The 18,135-nt window shown below is 66.4% G+C and carries 18 protein-coding genes, 1 tRNA gene and 2 pseudogenes; 17 read left to right on the forward strand and 4 right to left on the reverse strand.

Annotation, left to right across the window (positions count from 1 at the left end; translation table 11 throughout):
* Positions 1–207: 207 nt before the first annotated feature.
* Both DVT68_RS13650 and DVT68_RS13655 read right to left on the reverse strand, forming a co-directional pair.
* The gene (locus DVT68_RS13650) at positions 208–1,593 is read right to left on the reverse strand and encodes a NarK family nitrate/nitrite MFS transporter (protein WP_114825642.1); all 1,386 of its coding nucleotides are present in this window, start codon (positions 1,591–1,593) and stop codon (positions 208–210) included.
* 71 nt (positions 1,594–1,664) lie between these two features.
* Entirely contained in the window at positions 1,665–2,936 is a 1,272-nt protein-coding gene (locus DVT68_RS13655) for an MFS transporter (RefSeq protein ID WP_114825643.1), read from the reverse strand.
* Between the two features lie 242 nt (positions 2,937–3,178).
* Between DVT68_RS13655 and DVT68_RS13660 the strand changes: the two genes are divergently transcribed.
* The 13 genes and pseudogenes from DVT68_RS13660 to DVT68_RS20840 all read left to right on the forward strand — a co-directional run bounded on the left by DVT68_RS13660 (position 3,179) and on the right by DVT68_RS20840 (position 12,728).
* Complete coding sequence (locus DVT68_RS13660) at positions 3,179–4,447, forward strand: molybdopterin molybdotransferase MoeA (protein WP_114825644.1); 1,269 nt, start codon at positions 3,179–3,181, stop codon at positions 4,445–4,447.
* Positions 4,444–4,788 (forward strand): hypothetical protein, encoded by a 345-nt coding sequence (locus tag DVT68_RS13665; protein ID WP_114825645.1) that lies wholly within the window; start codon positions 4,444–4,446, stop codon positions 4,786–4,788. The genes DVT68_RS13660 and DVT68_RS13665 overlap by 4 nt, the downstream gene beginning before the upstream one ends.
* Positions 4,789–4,855: 67 nt before the next feature.
* Complete coding sequence (gene modA / locus DVT68_RS13670; protein ID WP_114825646.1) at positions 4,856–5,629, forward strand: molybdate ABC transporter substrate-binding protein; 774 nt, start codon at positions 4,856–4,858, stop codon at positions 5,627–5,629.
* Positions 5,630–5,642: 13 nt separating this feature from the next.
* Positions 5,643–6,320: a molybdate ABC transporter permease subunit gene (modB, locus tag DVT68_RS13675; RefSeq protein ID WP_233523467.1), complete on the forward strand. Its 678-nt coding sequence runs from the start codon at positions 5,643–5,645 to the stop codon at positions 6,318–6,320.
* Positions 6,313–7,401 carry a molybdenum ABC transporter ATP-binding protein gene (modC, locus tag DVT68_RS13680; protein WP_114825648.1) on the forward strand — a complete coding sequence of 363 codons (1,089 nt, stop codon included), beginning with the start codon at positions 6,313–6,315 and terminating at the stop codon, positions 7,399–7,401. Before modB ends, modC begins: the two co-directional genes overlap by 8 nt.
* Before the next feature lie 76 nt (positions 7,402–7,477).
* Positions 7,478–8,686, forward strand: coding sequence for a molybdopterin molybdotransferase MoeA (locus tag DVT68_RS13685; RefSeq protein WP_233523468.1), 1,209 nt, complete (start codon positions 7,478–7,480; stop codon positions 8,684–8,686).
* Position 8,687: 1 nt separating this feature from the next.
* Positions 8,688–9,737 (forward strand): GTP 3',8-cyclase MoaA, encoded by a 1,050-nt coding sequence (gene moaA, locus DVT68_RS13690; RefSeq protein ID WP_114825650.1) that lies wholly within the window; start codon positions 8,688–8,690, stop codon positions 9,735–9,737.
* A 111-nt stretch (positions 9,738–9,848) separates the two neighbouring features.
* Complete coding sequence (gene moaC / locus DVT68_RS13695) at positions 9,849–10,343, forward strand: cyclic pyranopterin monophosphate synthase MoaC (protein ID WP_267897417.1); 495 nt, start codon at positions 9,849–9,851, stop codon at positions 10,341–10,343.
* Positions 10,340–10,939, forward strand: coding sequence for an NTP transferase domain-containing protein (locus tag DVT68_RS13700; protein WP_114825651.1), 600 nt, complete (start codon positions 10,340–10,342; stop codon positions 10,937–10,939). The genes moaC and DVT68_RS13700 overlap by 4 nt, the downstream gene beginning before the upstream one ends.
* Entirely contained in the window at positions 10,936–11,178 is a 243-nt protein-coding gene (locus DVT68_RS13705) for a MoaD/ThiS family protein (protein WP_114825652.1), read from the forward strand. The genes DVT68_RS13700 and DVT68_RS13705 overlap by 4 nt, the downstream gene beginning before the upstream one ends.
* A pseudogene (locus tag DVT68_RS20830) lies at positions 11,178–11,579 on the forward strand (molybdenum cofactor biosynthesis protein MoaE); the annotation flags it as partial. The gene DVT68_RS13705 and the pseudogene DVT68_RS20830, both read left to right, overlap by 1 nt.
* 99 nt (positions 11,580–11,678) lie before the next feature.
* Positions 11,679–12,341: pseudogene (locus DVT68_RS20835) on the forward strand (HesA/MoeB/ThiF family protein); the annotation flags it as partial.
* A gap of 54 nt (positions 12,342–12,395) precedes the next feature.
* Positions 12,396–12,728 carry a rhodanese-like domain-containing protein gene (locus DVT68_RS20840; RefSeq protein ID WP_343126349.1) on the forward strand — a complete coding sequence of 111 codons (333 nt, stop codon included), beginning with the start codon at positions 12,396–12,398 and terminating at the stop codon, positions 12,726–12,728.
* Positions 12,729–12,818: 90 nt separating this feature from the next.
* Here DVT68_RS20840 and DVT68_RS13715 read toward each other — a convergent pair.
* Positions 12,819–12,903, reverse strand: a tRNA-Leu gene (locus DVT68_RS13715).
* 264 nt (positions 12,904–13,167) lie between these two features.
* Between DVT68_RS13715 and rnr the strand changes: the two genes are divergently transcribed.
* From rnr to sugE, 4 genes are all read left to right on the forward strand, one after another.
* Positions 13,168–15,645 (forward strand): ribonuclease R, encoded by a 2,478-nt coding sequence (gene rnr, locus DVT68_RS13720; RefSeq protein WP_233523469.1) that lies wholly within the window; start codon positions 13,168–13,170, stop codon positions 15,643–15,645.
* Positions 15,642–16,388 carry a 23S rRNA (guanosine(2251)-2'-O)-methyltransferase RlmB gene (rlmB, locus tag DVT68_RS13725; RefSeq protein WP_114825655.1) on the forward strand — a complete coding sequence of 249 codons (747 nt, stop codon included), beginning with the start codon at positions 15,642–15,644 and terminating at the stop codon, positions 16,386–16,388. Before rnr ends, rlmB begins: the two co-directional genes overlap by 4 nt.
* On the forward strand, positions 16,385–16,654 hold the full coding sequence (locus DVT68_RS13730) for a CBU_0592 family membrane protein (RefSeq protein ID WP_114825656.1): 270 nt from the start codon (positions 16,385–16,387) through the stop codon (positions 16,652–16,654). Before rlmB ends, DVT68_RS13730 begins: the two co-directional genes overlap by 4 nt.
* 124 nt (positions 16,655–16,778) lie before the next feature.
* Entirely contained in the window at positions 16,779–17,102 is a 324-nt protein-coding gene (gene sugE / locus DVT68_RS13735; protein WP_114825657.1) for a quaternary ammonium compound efflux SMR transporter SugE, read from the forward strand.
* 270 nt (positions 17,103–17,372) lie between these two features.
* Here sugE and phoU read toward each other — a convergent pair whose 3' ends face one another.
* The gene (phoU, locus tag DVT68_RS13740; protein WP_114825658.1) at positions 17,373–18,107 is read right to left on the reverse strand and encodes a phosphate signaling complex protein PhoU; all 735 of its coding nucleotides are present in this window, start codon (positions 18,105–18,107) and stop codon (positions 17,373–17,375) included.
* Positions 18,108–18,135 lie beyond the last annotated feature (28 nt).

Here is an 18,135-nt window from a genome sequence, read left to right on the forward strand (position 1 = left end):
GCGCGGCGCCGGTATCGCTGCGATGAAACTGTAGGCAGGCGGGCAAAGCCGCTCCATTCGCCGAATGAAGGCTTGTGGCTGGGTGGATCGGCGTAGCCGGCCCTGTACGGCGCTCCGCCACCAGGACTAGTCCCGCCGGCGGACGAGAACCTGCCGCCGTGGCCCCGACCGTTCTCACCTACGAGCAGCCGGAGCCATGGACCACCATCAGCAAGGCATATCCGCCCTCTTGCGCGAGTAACACCACCAGGTGATGACCAGGCAGCTAAGGTAGAAGGCGATGAAACAGTAGAGCGCGGCGTCCGGCGCTCCCGTCAGACTGAGCGAGGTGCCGAAACTCTTGGGGATGAAGAATCCTCCGTACGCCCCGATGGCGCCGGAGAACCCAAGCACCGCAGCCGACTCCTTGCCGGCATCGAGCGCGGCCTGCTTCAATGCCGCCTCGCCTTGGCCCCTGGCGGCGCGTTGGCGATCGGTGAGGAAAATGATCGGAATCATGCGGAAGGTCGACCCGTTTCCGATGCCCGTGAGTGCGAACAACACGATGAACAGGGCGAGGAACCCATCGAAGCTACCGCCTTGCCCTTGGTGGGGCAGGAACGCCAATACGCCAAAGACGGCCAGGATCATGCCCAGGAACGTCCAGAACGTGACGCGGGCGCCGCCGACCTTGTCCGAGATCCAGCCGCCGATCGGGCGCGCCAACGCGCCAGCCAGTGGGCCAAGGAACGCATAGGCGGTCGGGTTGACGCCGGGGAACTGCGATTTGGTCAGGAGTGGCAGACCGGCAGAAAAGCCGATGAATGAACCGAACGTGCCCACGTACAGCCAGCACATCAGCCAGTTGTGCTTGCGGCGGAAGATGATCGCCTGGTCGGCAAATGACGCCTTGGCGTCGTGGATGTCGTTCATGCCGAACCACGCTGCGAGCGCGGCGGCGGCGATGAAGGGCACCCAGATGAAACCGGCGTTCTGCAGCCAGATGCTCTGTGTGTCGCCGTTGGTCAGGAACGTGTGCGGTTCCCCTGCGAGGGCGCCGAAGACGCCAGTGGAGATCGCCAACGGCGTCACGAATTGCACCACCGACACACCGAGATTGCCCAGGCCTGCGTTGAGGCCAGTGGCAACGCCCTTCTTTTCCTTGGGAAAGAAAAAGCTGATGTTCGCCATCGACGATGAGAAATTGCCGCCACCCAGGCCGCACAACACCGAGAGAAGCAGCAGCGTGGGGTAACCCGTGTTGGGGTCACGCAACGCAAAGCCCATGCCCAGGGCGGGAATCAGCAAGCTGGCGGTCGACAGGGCCGTCCATCGGCGGCCGCCGAAGATTGGAACGATGAACGAATAGAACAGGCGCAGCGTGGCGCCGGACAGGGCGGGTAGCGCCGTCAGCCAGAACAACTGGTCCTTGCTGAAGTGGAAGCCTGCCTTGTCCAGGTTGACGACAGTGACGCTCCACAGCGACCAGATGATGAAGGCCAGCATCAGCGCGGGTATCGAAATCCACAGATTGCGATGCGCCACGCGTTCGCCGGAGGACTGCCAGAAGGCCGGATTCTCCGGCTCCCAGCGGGTGAGCAGATACGATGACATACCTAACGGCTCCGGATGGGTGGGCCGGATGCACTCCGGCCCGACGTGAGGAAGGGGAGTGAGCGGGATGGCTAGGAAGCGTGTGCCTTGAGCGCGTGCGCGATGCGTTCCCCGCGGAAGCTGTAGTACATGCTGATCAGGCTGATGCACACCGTGCCGTACATGAGCATGAAGCAGGTGGAGCGCACCCCCGTGGCGTCCGACATCGCGCCGAACATGATCGGCAACAGGAATCCCGCCATGCCGCCAGCGAGTCCGACCACGCCGGACACCGCGCCGATGTTGTCGGTGTAGTCGTCGGAGATGAACTTGAATACCGATGCCTTGCCCACCGCCATGGCAATGCCCACGATGAACATCAGCACTGTGAATACGGTGGGCGAGAGACCGATGTGGAAGTTCCTGGGGCCGCCGATCGCCTGCACCACGAAGGTGGTTTGCGGATAGCTGAGGATGAAGAACACGACCCAGCACGCCCACATGACCCACCAGGTCGTGCGGTAGGCGCCGTAGCGGTCCGAGATCCAGCCGCCAATGGCGCGCAGCACGCCCCCGGGCAGTGAGAAGCAGGCAGCCAGGAACGCGGCCACCTTCATGTCGAAGCCGTATTCGCCGACGTAGTACTTGGTCATCCACAGCGCCAGCGCGACGTAGCCGCCGAACACGACGGAGTAGTACTGCGAGTAGCGCCAGACGCGCGGATCCTTCATCACCGCCAACTGTTCGCGAAGGCTGATGGTGCGACCCGTCAGGTGCGAAGGGTTGGTGGCCGAGGCCAGCCAGAAGAGCACGGCCGTGGCGAGCATGGCCACCGAATACACCTTGGGAACGATGGTCCACGTGCCGGCTGTGGCGATGAGCGCGGGGGCCACGAACTTGGTGAGTGCGGAACCCGAGTTGCCCGCCCCGAACACGCCCATGGCCAGCCCCTGGCGTGACTTGGGGAACCAGCGAGCCACATAGGGTGTACCGACGGAGAAGGACCCGCCGGCAAGGCCAACGAACAAGCCGAGCAGAAGGAACTGCCAGAGCTGCGTGGCGTAGGAGAGAAGCCAGATCGGTACGACCGTGGCCAGCATCAGCAGGAAAAACACGATGCGGCCGCCGTAGCGATCGGTCCAGATGCCTAGTGGCACGCGGATCAGCGAGCCTGTAAGCACCGGCATGGCGGCGATCAGGCCAAACTCGGTGTCGCTGAGGCCGAGCTGGCTCTTCAACGGAATGCCGAGGATGGCGAACATCATCCATACGGCAAAACAGATGGTGAAGGCGAAGGTGCTGGAGATGAGTACCGGGTAGGCACGCCGGTCCAGCGGCGTTTGACGGTCGGAAGCGAGATTCATGGATGCCTGCCTTTCACTGTGGGAGTGCGCAGCCCAATGGCATGGGACAGGCTAGGAAGCGCGCGTGGCCGCGACTATTCGTCCGTCGACGGGCGTGGCCGCCGGGGGCGCGGCGTCGGAACTAGTTCGATGGAACAATGGCAGCTGGCGCGACCGTCAACTTATGCTTGCCTGGGAGCGGATCCCTGTGCATGGATATACGTCGACCGGACCTTCACCGTTGGCCCCCTAGCGTTCATCGCATGATCAATTATTCCCAGGCACTGGAACGGCTTAGCGAGCATGTCCGCCCATTCCGGGGCGAGATGTGTGTGTTGGCCGAAGCCTGCGGGCGGGTGCTTGCGGGGGGCGTGAACAGCCCCATCGACCTGCCTTCCTTCGATCACGCCGCGATGGACGGCTATGCATTGCGCTCGAGCGATTCGCTCGCCCCCGGCTCCGAACATGTGGTCGGTGGTTCGCAGGCGGCCGGCGACGTGGCGGCCGGAGTGATGAGCGTGGCCTGCGAAATCATGACCGGCGCCCAGCTCCCCGAGGGGCTGGATACGGTGGTTCCGGTGGAATGCACGCAGCTGCTGGCTCAGGGCGGTGATGGCAAGCCGGCACGGATCCGCCTGCAGGAGACCGTGATGCCTGGCGCCAATGTGCGCCGCGCCGGCAGCGATGTTGCTGCGGGCGCCCGTGTGTTGGGCGCTGGCCTTCGCATCGAGCCGTCCCACGTGATGCTATTGGCGGCGCTCGGTGTCCCGCGCGTCGAGGTGGCTCGCCAGCCGCGTGTGGCCATCGTGTGCACGGGCAAGGAACTCCAGCCCGATCTCGGCCAACCGTTGGCGCAGGAGCGTATCTACAACTCCAACGGACCTTACCTGTGCGCGGCCGTGGCCGCGATGGGGGGGCTGGTGCTGTCGTGCGATACGGTGGACGACACGGCGGACAGCTATGCAGAGGCCGTGCAGCGCGCGCGTGAGGCGGGCGCTGACCTCATCATGAGCACGGGCGCCGTATCGATGGGGCGCTACGACTTCGTGCCGGATACGCTGCAGAGGCTCGGCGCCGAGCTGCTGTTCCACAAGGTGGCCATGCGCCCGGGCAAGCCGTTGCTCGCGGCGCGCCTGGATGACGGTGCGCTGGTGCTGGCGCTGCCGGGCACGCCGATGGCCGTCGCGGTGGGTTTCCGTTTCTTCGCGGTCCCGGTGCTGCGGGCCATGCTGGGCATGGGCCGCGAAATGACGTGGCATGCCAACCTGGAAACGCCGCAGCAGCCGAGGCCTGGCCTGCGGCACTTCCTGCGCGCCACGCTGGCGCTGGACGCCGAAGGCCGCCTGCATGCCACGGTTGCCGGCCCGCAGCAGCCCTTCCGCATTCAGCCCTTCGCCGACGCCGGCGCCTGGGTGATCCTTCCTGAAGATGCGGGCGAATGTCCGGCCGGCACGAAGGTTGAAATCGCGAGCCTGCATCCTGGCCAGAAGCTGGCCCTGGCTTCCACGGCACTCCTTGGAGCATTGGCATGAAGTTGCAGATCGAAGGACAAAGCCTGCGTGTGCGGATTGGCGAGAGCGAGCTGGCCCAGTTGCTGGCTGGTCAAGCCGTCGAGTTGCGCACCCGCTTCGCCCTGGCATTCACGATAGTCTGCACGCTGCGGCTCGCGCCGATCGGCGAAGCCGGATTCACAGGGCAGCCCGAGGCATGGTTGATTGAATTGCCGGATGCCGCCGTGCGTGAGCACGCGTCGCGACTGCCAACGCGCGAGGGGCTGACCTTTGCCTTGCCCACTACGGAAAGTGGCGAGGTGCTCGAATTGTTGTTCGACGTGGACGTGCGCGACAGCGTCCGGCAGCGACGTTCTTCCTGAGAGACATGGATCGTCTGGTAACCATTCCAACCACGGCCATGCACGATTCCCAAGGAGACATGACGGCATGAAGCGTTTCCTCATTTCCTGCTTATGGATTGGCCTCGCGCTGCTGCACCCCTGGTCGAACGCGTCCGCCGAGGAGCAGCACATCACCGTCGCCGCCGCCGCGGATCTGCACAACGCGATGGACAAGCTGGTCGCGTCCTATCGCGAGAGCCATCCCGGCAGCACGGTGGAGGTGGTGTATGGCGCCTCCGGCATGTTGTTGAACCAGATCGAGCAGGGCGCCCCCTTCGAGCTGTTCTTTTCCGCGGACAGCAGTTATCCCCAGCAACTGGTTGCGCATGGCAAGGCGGGAGGCGCGCCGGTGCCCTATGCCATGGGGCATCTGGTCATGTGGAGCGCGAGCATCGACATGAGCCAGGTGAAGGTCGCCGACCTTAGCCAGCCGCGATTCGGCCGCATCGCGATCGCAAATCCCCAGCACGCGCCCTACGGCAAGCGCGCGGAGCAGGCGTTGCGAGCGGCGGGCGTGTGGGACGCCGTGCAGTCACGGCTGGTGTATGGCGAAAACATTGCCCAGACCGCGCAATTCGCACAAAGCGGCAATGCCACCGTGGGGCTCATCGCCGAATCATTGGCGAAGGCCTCGCCGGTCAAGGGCAGTTATGTACTGGTGCCTTCGTCGATGCACGAGCCACTGCAGCAGAGTTTCGTGCTGACGCAGCGCGGCGCCGGCAATGCACTGGCGAAGGATTTTGCGCAGTACGTGCAGAGTCCTCCGGCGCGAGCGATTCTGGCTGGCTACGGCTTCAGCCTCCCAGATACCGGTCACTGAGAGGGCGACGACCTTGTTCTCCGCGCAAGACCTGCAGGCGCTTTGGCTCACTTTGCGGCTGGCCGCGACGGTGACCGTGTTGCTGCTGGTGCTCGGCATGCCGCTGGCGTGGTGGCTGGCGCACACGCATTCACGCTGGCGGCGACCGGTCGCCGCCGTGGTGGCGCTGCCTCTGGTGCTGCCGCCGACCGTGCTGGGTTTCTACCTGTTGATGCTGCTCGGTCCCGAAGGCGCCGTCGGGCGTCTCATTGCCGCCGCGGGGCTGTCGGCCTTGCCGTTTACCTTCCGCGGACTGGTGGTGGCGTCGATGCTGTATTCGTTGCCGTTCGTGGTGCAGCCACTGCAGAACGCGTTCGAGGCAATCGGCCAGCGTCCACTGGACGTGGCGGCCACGCTGGGGGCGGGGCCGCTGGACCGGTTCTGTTCCATAGCGCTGCCGCTGGCCTTGCCTGGCGTAGTGACGGCGACGGTGCTGGGCTTTGCGCACACCGTTGGCGAGTTTGGCGTGGTGCTGATGATAGGCGGCAATATCCCCGGGCAGACGCGGGTGATGTCGATGCTCATTTACGACCATGTGCAGGCAGGCGAGTACCACCAGGCGCACGTGCTGTCGCTCTGCCTGTTGCTGGTGTCGTTCCTCGCCTTGCTGGCCATGTCCCTGTTGCGCCCCGGCAGGCACCCACATGACTGATTCGCAGCGTGGTCTCGACGCGAAGCTGGCCTGGCGTCGCGGCGCGTTGGCGCTGGATGTGGACTTCGCCTTGCCCCCGCGTGGCATCACCGCGTTGTTTGGTCCGTCCGGCGCCGGCAAAACCACCTGCCTGCGCGCCATCGCGGGCCTGGAGCGTGGCGCGGCGGGGCGAGTTTCGTTCGGCGATACGGTGTGGCAGGACGATGCGCATCGCGCGTTCCTGCCGGCGCACCGACGCCGGATCGGCTATGTGTTCCAGGAAGCGAGCCTGTTCACCCACCGCTCCGTGGCCGGCAACCTGGAATTCGGCTTTCGCCGCGCCGGGCGGCCAGCCCATCTGGACCGCGATGGCCTGATCGACGAGTTCGGCGTGCGCGCCTTGCTGCATCGGCGGGTGGGCGCGCTCTCAGGTGGGGAACGACAACGCGTGGCCATGGTGCGGGCGCTGCTCGCCGATCCGTGCCTGTTGCTGTTTGACGAGCCGCTGTCGGCGCTGGATGCGCTGGCGCGCTCCGAACTGCTCGGCTGTCTGGAACGGCTGCACGCGAAGCTCTCGGTCCCGATGGTCTACGTCAGCCACAACATCGATGAGGTGGCGCGGTTGGCCGATCACCTGGTGCTGATGGATGCCGGACACGTGGTCGCGCAAGGCGCGCTGCAGACCACGCTGACCCGGCTGGACCTGCCGCCGTCGCTTGCCGGGGCGATGGGAGCAGTGATCGAGGGCTCGGTGGTGGGTTACGAAGCGCACGACCAGCTGATCGAGGTGGACTTCCCGGGTGGCCGCCTTTGGTTGCCCTATCGCCATGAAGTGGTGGGGCAGGCGCTGCGCTGCCGCATCGGCGCGCGCGACGTCGTGCTGGCGACGGCTCCCGGGGGCGGCAGCAGCGCCCTGAACGACATTCATTGCCGCGTGGTGGCCATGGCCGACGCGGACCATCCGTCGCAATGCCTGGTGCAGCTCGATGCCGGCGGTTGCCCGCTGCTGGCGCGCATTACCCGGCGATCCTGGCACGCCCTGGCGCTGGCCCCGGGCAAGGAAGTCTGGGCGCAGGTCAAGGCCGTGGCGGTGGGCGCATGAACGGACGGTGGCCTGCTGTTGTACAGCCTCGATACGCTCACCATAATCGTGGCGACGGCCACTGCCACGTTTTGTCATGCCTATGACCGAGCCCATCGGTGTCGCCGAAGCCGACACGCTGATCGCACGCCACATGCCACCTTTCGGCATCGAGCGCGTCGGGCTGGACCAGGCCGCGGGTCGCATCCTCCGCCAGACGGTGCTGGCCGAGCACGATCACCCCCCGTTCGATCGCGTGATGATGGACGGCATCGCCGTGCGCTGGCGCGAGACGCCGGCGCGTGCCTATGCGACAGCCGGTGTGCAGTTGGCGGGCATGGCCCGGCAGACGCTGGCGGGCGAGGACGCCTGCATCGAGGTCACCACCGGCGCCATGTTGCCGGCCGGCTGCGACTGCGTGATTCCGGTGGAGCAGGTCGAGCGCGAAGGCGAGGCCTATCGGCTGGTCAACGGCTACCAGCCCGCGCGTGGCCAGTTCATCCATGTGCGCGGTTCCGATTGCCCGGCCGGCGCCACGTTGCTGGCCAGCGGCATGCTGATCGGCGCGCCCGAGATGGCTTTGCTGGCGGCCAATGGCGTGGCCACGGTCGCCGTCGGCGCCATCCCGTCGATCGCCATCGTCTCTACCGGCGACGAGCTGGTGGCGGTGGACGAGCCGCTGGGCGAAGGGCAGATCCGTCGATCCAACGATGTCGCCATGGCGGCCTCGCTGCGTCGGCATGGTTTCGACCGCGTGGTGCGCGAGCATGTCGTGGATGACGAGGCGCGCATTGGCGACACGCTGGCCCGCCTGCTGGCCACGCACGAGGTGCTGATTCTTTCCGGCGGCGTGTCGATGGGGCAGCGCGACCACGTACCCGCCGCGCTCGAGGCGCAGGGTGTGCGGCGGGTGTTCCATCGCATCGCGCAGAAGCCGGGCAAGCCGATGTGGTTTGGCGTCGGTTCGCAAGGGCAGGCGGTGTTCGCCGTGCCTGGCAACCCGGTGTCGGCCCTGGTGTGCGCCATCCGCTATGTGAGGCCGGCCCTGCTGGCGGCGCTGGGCATGACGCCCGCGCCGGCCGAAATGGTATGTCTGGACGCCGCAGTGGATACCCATTCCATGCTGACCAGTTTCGTTCCCGTGCACGTGCACACCGACGCCCAGGGCATGCTGCGGGCGCATCCGGTGCCTGCACGGACCTCCGGTGACTTTGCCTCGCTGCCGCGTACCCATGGCGTGGTTCAGTTGGCGCCTGGGCTGGGGCCGGCCCTGGCAGGCACGGTCGCCAAGCTCTACCGGTGGTGACATGACCAAGCTGCCAACCCGCCAGGAAGTCTCCGCCATGCACCCGCTCGACCAGCACGGGCGGCCGCTGCACGACCTGCGCATCTCGGTCATGGACCGCTGCAATTTCCGTTGCCCGTATTGCATGCCCGAGGCGACCTACGGCGAGCATTTTGCCTTCCTGCGCAACGAGGAGCGACTGAGCTTCGATGAGATCGAGCGCCTGTGTCGGTTGGCCGCCAGCCTCGGCGTGAGCAAGCTGCGCCTCACCGGCGGCGAGCCGCTGCTGCGCCCGCAACTACCCGAGCTGGTGGCAAGGCTGCGCGGCATCGATGGCATCACCGACCTGGCGCTGACCACCAACGGCGTATTGCTGTCGCGCCATGCGGAAGAATTGCGCGATGCCGGGCTGGACCGGGTGACCATCAGCCTGGACACGCTGGATCCTGCGTTGTTCCATCGCATGAGCGGCGGACGCGGGGCGCTGGATGACGTGCTCGACGGCATCGAGGCGGCGCAGGCCGCGGGCTATCCGCATGACGTGAAGCTCAACACGGTAGTGCAGCGCGGCGTCAACGAGCACACAGTGCTCGAACTGATCGAGCGCTTCCGCGGCACGGGCATCGTGGTGCGTTTCATCGAGTACATGGACGTGGGCAACCGCAACCACTGGAACCCCACCGACGTGGTGCCTTCGCGCGAGCTGGTGGAGCGCATCCATGCACGCTGGCCGTTGCAGGCGCTGCCGCCCAAGTATCCCGGGGAAGTAGCCACGCGTTACCGCTTCCTCGACGGTGCTGGGGAGGTCGGGATGATCTCCTCGATCAGCCAGCCGTTCTGTGGCGGTTGCACGCGGGCCCGGCTGTCGTCCGAGGGCATGCTCTATACCTGCCTGTTCGCCACCCGTGGCGCTGATCTGCGCGGGCCGCTGCGCGATGGCGCCAGCGATGATGCCCTACTGGCTGTGCTGAGGGAGGTATGGCTGCGTCGCACCGACCGTTACAGCGAGGAGCGCGCCAAACACCAGCCGGGGACGCAGCGGAAGATCGAAATGAACTACATCGGTGGGTAGCGGCAACGTGCCGCCGAGCCACTAAAAAGCTGCCGGACGTAGACGGTTTCTTAATGCTGCCGCCGTGTGTCAGGCTGATAATTTACCCGTGACACTGGACCGGAGCCAATCGTGACCCATCCTCCCGCCACTCTTTCGCACGTCGACGAGTCGCAGCAGCCGCGCATGGTCGACGTGGGCGGCAAGCCGGTCACTCATCGCACGGCGCGGGCGCAGGCGCGGGTCCGTTTTCCCGCCGAGGTTGCCCAGTCGCTGCATGCGGCCGGCTACGTCACGCCCAAGGGCGCGGTGCTCACCGTGGCGCAGATCGCCGGGGTCATGGGCGCCAAGGCGACGCCGCAACTGATACCGCTGTGCCATCCCCTGAGCATCGATCGCTGCGATATCGCCATCCACATGGAAGGCCATGACGCGCTGATCGACTGCACCGTGTCCTGCCGCGGCAGCACCGGCGTGGAGATGGAGGCGCTGACCGGCGCCAGCATCGCCGCGTTGACCATCTACGACATGTGCAAGGCGATGTCGCACGACATCGTGATTGGCGAGGTGCGCCTCGTGGGAAAGACCGGCGGCAAGCATGATTTCGGCAAGCAGGAGATGGCATGAACGCGGCGCATCCCCCACTCTACGGCTTGCTGCTCAGCGGCGGCGCGAGCCAGCGCATGCGGCAGGACAAGGCGGCGCTGGCTTATCGCGGCGAGCCCCAGTTGCTGCGGGCCTGGCGCGTGCTGCAGGCCGCCACCGAGCGTGCCTTCGTGTCGGTTCGCGACAGCCAGCGCGAGGATCCGCTGCGCGCCGGCCTGCCGCAGATCGTGGACAGCTACGAGGCGATTGGTCCGGCGGCCGGCATCCTCTCCGCGCAGGAGCGTCATCCCGAGGCGGCGTGGCTGGTCCTGGCCTGCGACTTGCCGCTGCTCGACGCCGGCACGTTGCAGGCGCTGGTTGATGCACGCGACCCCGCGGCCGACGCCACCGCCTTCACCAGCCGGCACGACGGCCTGCCCGAACCGCTGTGCGCCATCTGGGAGCCTTCCAGCCATGCGCTCCTGCTGCAGCGTTACCAGGCGGGCAGCTACTGCCCGCGCAAGGCGCTGATGCAGTCGCGCACGGTGCTGTTGCCGGTACCGGGCGAGGCGCTGGACAACGTCAACACCCCGGAGGAGAGGGAAGTGATGCAGCAACGGCTGGAGTCGATGGCATGACGATGGTGAACTTGCAGTATTACGCGCAGCTTCGCGAGCAGGCCGGCATCGGCGGCGAGCAGGTGGCGACCGCGGCGACCACGCTGGGTCAGTTGTACGAAGAGCTGTGCGCGCGTCACGACTTCTCGCTGGCGGCGGACGTGCTCAAGGTGGCGGTGAATGCACAGTTCTGCGGCTGGGACCATCCGTTGCGCGACGGCGACACCATCGTGTTCATTCCACCAGTGGCGGGTGGCTGATGCATTTCCAACTGGCCAGTGAGGCGGTTGACACCGCACGATTGCGCGACGCCCTGCAGCATCCCGGCAGCGGCGGCTTCTGCGCATTCGAAGGGTGGGTGCGCAACAGCAACGAAGGGCGCGAAGTCGATGGACTGGACTACGAGGCTTATGCCGAGCTGGCCCAGTCGGAAGGCGAGCGCATCGTCGCAGAAGCGATCGCGCGCTACGGCGTCACTGACGCCTGCTGCGTGCATCGCACGGGCGCCCTCAAGGTGGGCGACCTGGCGGTGTGGGTGGGCGCGTCCGCGGCGCATCGCGACGAGGCGTTTCGCGCCTGCCGCTACATCATCGACGAGATCAAGCACCGTCTGCCGATCTGGAAGAAGGAGCACTATCTCAGTGGCGACGCCGAGTGGGTCGCCTGCACGCATGTGCACCGCGAGCATGAACACGAGCATGAGATGCACCATCACGCGCATCCGCCCGCCGCGCCGTTTACACCGGACTATTCGCGACAGCTGCGCCTGCGCGAGGTCGGCGAGGCAGGGCAGGCGAAGCTTGCTGCCTCGCGGGTGCTGGTCATCGGCGCGGGCGGCCTCGGCTGCCCGGTCATCAGCTATCTGGCCGGCGCCGGCGTGGGCACGCTGGGCATCGTCGACGGTGATCGGCTGGAAGCAAGCAACCTGCACCGGCAGACCATGTATGACGCCGCCGATGTCGGCGAGTTGAAGGTGACGCTGGCCGCCCGTCGCGTGGCGGCGCTCAATCCGAGTGTGAAAGTGCGCACCTGGGTGGCGCCGCTGCAGGCGGAGCAGGCGGTGGAGGTGTTTGGTGAATTCGATCTGGTGGTCGAATGCACCGACGACATGCGCAGCCGCTATTCAAGCAGTGATGCAGCCGTGATCAGCGGGACGCCGCTGGTGCTGGCCAGCGTGTACCAGTACGAGGGCCAGTTGCAGGTGGTGGAGGCGCGCCCCGGCATGCCTTGCCTGCGCTGCCTGTGGCCACATGAACCAGCGCCCGAGGCGGTGGGGAGTTGCGCGTTGTCCGGTGTGCTTGGACCCGCGCCGGGGACCTTGGGCGCGATGCAGGCAATGGAGGCGCTCAAGCTGCTGCTCGACCTGCCGCGCCCACGCGATGCTGCGTTGGTGCTGGTGAACCTGCTGGACCACAGCACCACGCGATTGCCCATCGACGCAACGCAGGGCTGCGCTTTGCATGGTGGCTGCGTGAGCGTGGCGCGACAGGCGTTGGCGAAGGCGCGACAGGAGGCGGAGATCGACTTGGCCTTCGGCAATCTGGAAGGTGCGCTGGCCGCCGGGTTCCAACTGGTTGATCTGCGTGATGCCGAGGAGATTGCTGCGGAGCCGCTGGGCGTGGAGGCGTGGCGGCAGATTCCTTCCACGCAGATCGTCGAGCGCGCCAACGAACTGGGCGCGGGCCCGCTGCTGCTGGTGTGCGCCAGTGGCCGGCGCAGTGCGCATGCTGCGCGGCTGTTGCGCGCCGAAGGATGGCAGCACGTGCATTCGCTGGCCGGAGGCGTGCGTGCTTTGCGCGTGATGGGGTAAGCCGGGCGTTCGACGCTCGCTCGGCAACAGTGCGAAGCGGAGGATCGCAGAAACGAAAAAGCCCGCATCGCTGCGGGCTTCTTCTATAATTGGTGCCCAGGAGAGGACTCGAACCTCCACGGTTTTACCCGCTAGTACCTGAAACTAGTGCGTCTACCAATTCCGCCACCTGGGCAGGTGTCACGCTTCGCTAAGTGGTCTGCGTGAGCCGCGTAGATTAGGCATGTGTCGTTGAGTTGTCAACTATTCTTTCACTAAATTTTTTTCGGACCGCGGCGTTCGTGGTCCCCACGCGACAAAAGGCAAGGAAGTGACCAGAAAAAAAGAACCTCGAAAAGGCAGGCAGGACGCCAAATCCGCGCCTCCGGCAAGGTCGGGAAAGGGCGCAGCGCGCGTCCGTCGTTCAGCGATCGATCCGTCGCTTGGCCGGGTCGGACAGGTGGACGATCCGCATGCGGAGCGTGAGGCCCAGCGTTACGAGCGGCCCATCCCCAGCCGCGAAGCCATTCTTGCGTTGCTCGAGCAGCGCGGCGAACTGCTGACCGAGGCGCGCATCGCCGAGGCGCTGTCGCTTAACGACGAATACGAGCTCAATGCCCTGCGCAAGCGCCTGGGCGCGATGGTGCGCGACGGCCAGCTGCTGCTGGGGCGTCGCGCCGGCTATGCGCCCGCGAACAAGCTCGACCTGATCCCCGGCCTGGTGCTGGCGAACGCCGAGGGCTACGGCTTCCTGCGTCCCGACGACGGTAGCGACGACCTCTACCTGTCGCCGCAGCAGATGCGCTCGGTGCTGCATGGCGACCGCGTGCTGGCCAGCGTGGTCGGCATCGACCGGCGCGGCCGCAAGCAGGGCGCCATTGTCGAAGTGCTGCAGCGCCGTTCTCCGCGACTGGTGGGACGCGTGGTGCTGGAGAACGGCGTGATGCTGGTGGCGCCGGACGACCGCCGCCTGCACCAGGACGTGATGATCCAGCCGGGTCAGGACATGGGAGCGCGCTCCGGCCAGATCGTGGTCGCCGAGATCACCGAGCCGCCGACCCCGCATCGTGGCCCGCTGGGCGCGATCCGCGCGGTGCTGGGTGAGCGCCTGCAGCCCTCGCTGCTGGTGGAGATGGCGATCGCCAGCCACGACCTGCCGCACGACTGGCCGGACGCGGTGACTCGCGAAGCCGCGCAGGTCGAACCGCAGGTGACCGCGACCGAGCACGAGGGCAGGGTGGACCTGCGCTCGCTGCCGCTGGTGACCATCGATGGCGCCGACGCCCGTGACTTCGACGATGCCGTCTATGCCGAACCCCGGCGAGGCGGCGGCTACCGGCTGGTGGTGGCGATCGCCGACGTGTCGCACTACGTGAAGGTGGGTTCGGCGCTGGATCGCGAAGCCTACGAGCGCAGCACCTCGACCTATTTCCCCGGTTTCGTGGTGCCGATGCTGCCGGAGACGCTGTCCAACGGTATCTGCTCGCTGAATCCGAAGGTCGAACGCCTGTGCATGGTGTGCGACATGGTGGTCGACGCCGAGGGCGCGGTGGTGCGCTCGAAGTTCTATGACGCGGTGATGCGCTCGCACGCGCGGCTCACCTACGACCGTGTGTGGCAGGCCATTGGCCTCAACGATGCGGATGCACGCCACGAGCTGGCCGACGTGATGCCGCAGATCGAGCACCTGCATGGGCTGTTTAAGCTGATGGCGGCGCAGCGCAAGCAGCGTGGCGCGATCGACTTCGAGACGCCCGAGGTGAAGTTCCGCCTGGACCAGCGTGGCGAAGTCGAAGCCATGGGCGCCACCGAGCGCAACGATGCGCACAAGTTGATCGAGGAATGCATGATCGCCGCCAACGTGCAGGCGGCGCTGTTCCTGGAAAAGAAGAAGATCCCCGCGCTGTTCCGCGCGCACGAGCCGCCGCCGGCGGAGAAGTACGAGGACCTGCAGCAGTTCCTGCGCGAGTTCAAATTACGCATGCCGCCGGTGGAGGACGTGACGCCCGCCGACTTCGCCGACATCCTGCGCCTGGTGCACGACCGACCCGAGCGCGAGCTGATCCAGTCGGTGTTGCTGCGCGCGCAGAGCATGGCCGCCTATCAGCCGGACAACCGCGGCCATTTCGGCCTGGCGCTGGCGGCCTATGCGCACTTCACCTCGCCGATTCGTCGCTACCCGGACCTGCTGGTGCATCGAGCGATCCGCTATGCGATCGGTGGCGGCAAGCCATCCGGCTACAGCTACAGCCCCACGGAGATGGGGGCGATGGCGATCCACTGCTCGCAGCGCGAGCGCCGCGCCGAAGAGGCCGAGCGCGACGTCGACGAGCGCTTCAAGTGCGCCTGGATGTCCAAGCACGTGGGCAGCGAGTTCGAGGGCACCGTCACCGGCGTCACCTCGTTCGGCCTGTTCGTGGAGCTGGAGGAGTCCAAGGTCTCGGGCCTGGTTCACATCAGCCAGTTGTCCAATGACTACTACCACTTCGATCCGGTGCGCCACCTGCTCAAGGGCGAACGTTCCGGCGCCCAGTTCCGGTTGGGCGATCACGTGCGCGTGCAGGTGCTGCGCGCTTCGCTGGAGGATCGCAAGATCGACTTCCGGCTCGTGTCGCCACGCAAGGAGAAGAGCGTGCCGCCGCCGACCACGGAGCGTCGCTACGACTACGCCTCCGCCGGTGAGCGCTATTCGCTGCCGCAGGGACGAAAAGCGACGGAGCGCCCCGCGGCGCGCGATAATGCGCGCCCCGTGCTGCCGCCCTTGCCTCCTGCAAGCGGCAAGTCGACGCCCAAGCCTGCTGGCAAGACTGCCGCTGGCAAGGGCGTGCTAGCCAAGGTGACGTCGGCGGCCAAGGGCAAATTCAAGGCGGTGAAGGACGCCGCGACCAAGGCAACCTCCAAGGCCCGCAAGGCCGGCAAAAAGAAAGGCAAACGATGAGCGAGAGTTGGATCGTCGGGATCAACCCGGTCGAGGGCGCGCTGAGCAATGACGCCGCGCGCGTGCGCGAGCTGCTGGTGGAGCAGGGGCAGCGCAATGCGCGTGTGCAGGAATTGGCCACGCGCGCCAAGGCGCTGAATATCCCGGTGCACCATCGTCCGCGCGAGCAACTCGACCGCCTTGCCGGCGAAGCGCGTCATCAGGGCGTGGTGGCGCGCTACGAGGCGCCGCCGATGGGCAGCGAGAACGACATCGAGCGGCTGCTGGAAGCGGCCGGCCAGGAGGCGCTGGTGGTGGTGCTCGACGGCGTCACCGACCCGCACAACCTCGGCGCCTGCCTGCGCAGCGCCGCGGCGGCCAACGCCACCATGGTGATCGTGCCCAAGGACCGCGCTGTCGGCCTCACCCCGGTGGTGCGCCGCGCGTCGGCGGGGGGCGCGGATCGCGTGCCGCTGATCGCCGCCACCAACCTGGCGCGCGCGCTGCGCACGCTGAAGGATGCAGGGGTATGGATCACCGGCCTGGCCGGCGACACCGAGACCAGCGTGTACAGCATCGACATGCGCGGTCCCGTGGCGCTGGTGCTGGGCAGCGAGGGCGAGGGTATGCGTCGCCTCACCCGCGAAACATGCGATTTCGTAGCGAAGATCCCGATGCCGGGCGTGATGGAGAGCCTCAACGTCTCCGTCGCCACCGGCGTGGTGTTGTTCGAGGCCTTGCGGCAAAGGAGTGAAAAGCGATGACGTTCCTATGGCACGACTGGGCAGGCTACATCGGCGTCGCTTTGGTATTGCTGGCCTTCCTGGGGTTGCAGACCCGCAAACTGCGCGGCAACGGCCTGATCTATCAGCTGATGAACGTGCTCGGTGCGGTCGGCGTGGCCGTGTCGCTGATTTTTGGCGCATCCCCGTTGAACTGGCCCGCACTCCTGATGCAGCTGGCGTGGATTGGCATCGGCGTGTACGGCATCCTGCATTCGGCGAAGATGCGTCGCGTGTACGGCTCCTGAGGAGCGTTCAGCTCACCTCTGTAGAATGATTTCACCGGCCCCGCAACGGGGCCGGTCTGCGGGGACGACCCCGCACGCACGCGTCACGCGGGGACGACCCTGCTCTTTCCAGAGGAGCGGTCTAATGCCCTGGATCTATCTTGCCCTCGCCGGCCTGTTCGAAGTGGTCTGGGCGGTGGGACTCAAATACACCGAAGGCTTCAGTCGTTTGTGGCCGAGCGTGGTCACCGTGTCGGCAATGCTGGCCAGCATCATCCTGCTGGCGATGGCGGTGAAAACGTTGCCGATTGGTACGGCCTACGCGATCTGGACCGGCATCGGCGCCGTGGGCGCGGTGCTGCTCGGCATCGTGCTGTTCGGCGATGCGGCCTCGCCGCTGCGGCTGGCCTGCGTGGCGCTGGTGGTGATTGGCATGGTGGGCTTGAAGCTCACGGGCGGGGCGCACTAGTTGCCGACAGAACGATGGTGATGGTTGCGCAAGCGCTGCACCCTCACCCCAATCATTCTCTCCCACAGGAACTACCTTCGGGCGCCCATGGAAGAGGGGCTATTGGAGCGCTCCACGAAATAGCCCTTCTCCCTCCGGGAGAAGGTGCCGGCAGGCAGAAGAGGGTGCGCTCGGAGCGACGATGAGGAGCGCTGCGCGAGGCCCGTACCCTCACTACCGTAAAGGTGACAATGCCCCAACCCCTCTCCCGAAGGGAGAGGGGCGGAAGCATCAATCCGGCTTGTTACCGAGCTTGGTCAGCTCCGGGTTGGAGGTGAAGTCGCGCTTGGCGCGCTGGGCGTTGAGCGGCTCACCGTTGACCTGGTACCAGATGCTCTCGGCGATGTTGGTGGCGTGGTCGCCGATGCGCTCGATGTTCTTGGCCATGAACAGCAGGTGCGTGCACGGCGTGATGTTGCGCGGGTCTTCCATCATGTAGGTGAGCAACTGGCGGAAGTAGCCGGTATAGGCCTCATCCAGCTCGGCGTCGTCCTTCCATACCTGGTAGGCGCGCTCGGCGTCGCGGTCGCGGTAGGCGATCAGCACATCGCGCACTTCCTGCGCGGCCAGCTCAGCCAGGTAGCCCAGGCCGCTGGTCGGGGCGATCGGGGCCACCATCGACAGCGGGATCGAGCGCTTGGCCACGTTGGCGGCGTAGTCGCCGATGCGCTCGATGTCGGCCGCGATGCGCAGCGCGGCGAACACGTTGCGCAGGTCGCCGGCGATCGGGGCGCGCAGCGCCAGCAGGCGCACCACGTCGTGGCTGATTTCCTGTTCAAGCTGGTCGATGGCGTCGTCGTTGTTGACCACGTGCTGGGCAGCGCGTTCATCGCGGCGGTCGACCACGTCGATGGCCGCCTCCAGCTGGCTCACGGCGAGCTCGCCCATGCGCACGATTTCGCCGGTCAGGCGGGTCAGCTCGTCGTCGTAGCTCTTGATGATGTGTTCTTTGCTGCTGCCGCTCATGGTCAGGTTCCGTAGACGTCCGGTAGGG

The organism is Dyella solisilvae, from assembly GCF_003351225.1.
Classification (GTDB): Bacteria; Pseudomonadota; Gammaproteobacteria; order Xanthomonadales; family Rhodanobacteraceae; genus Dyella; species Dyella solisilvae.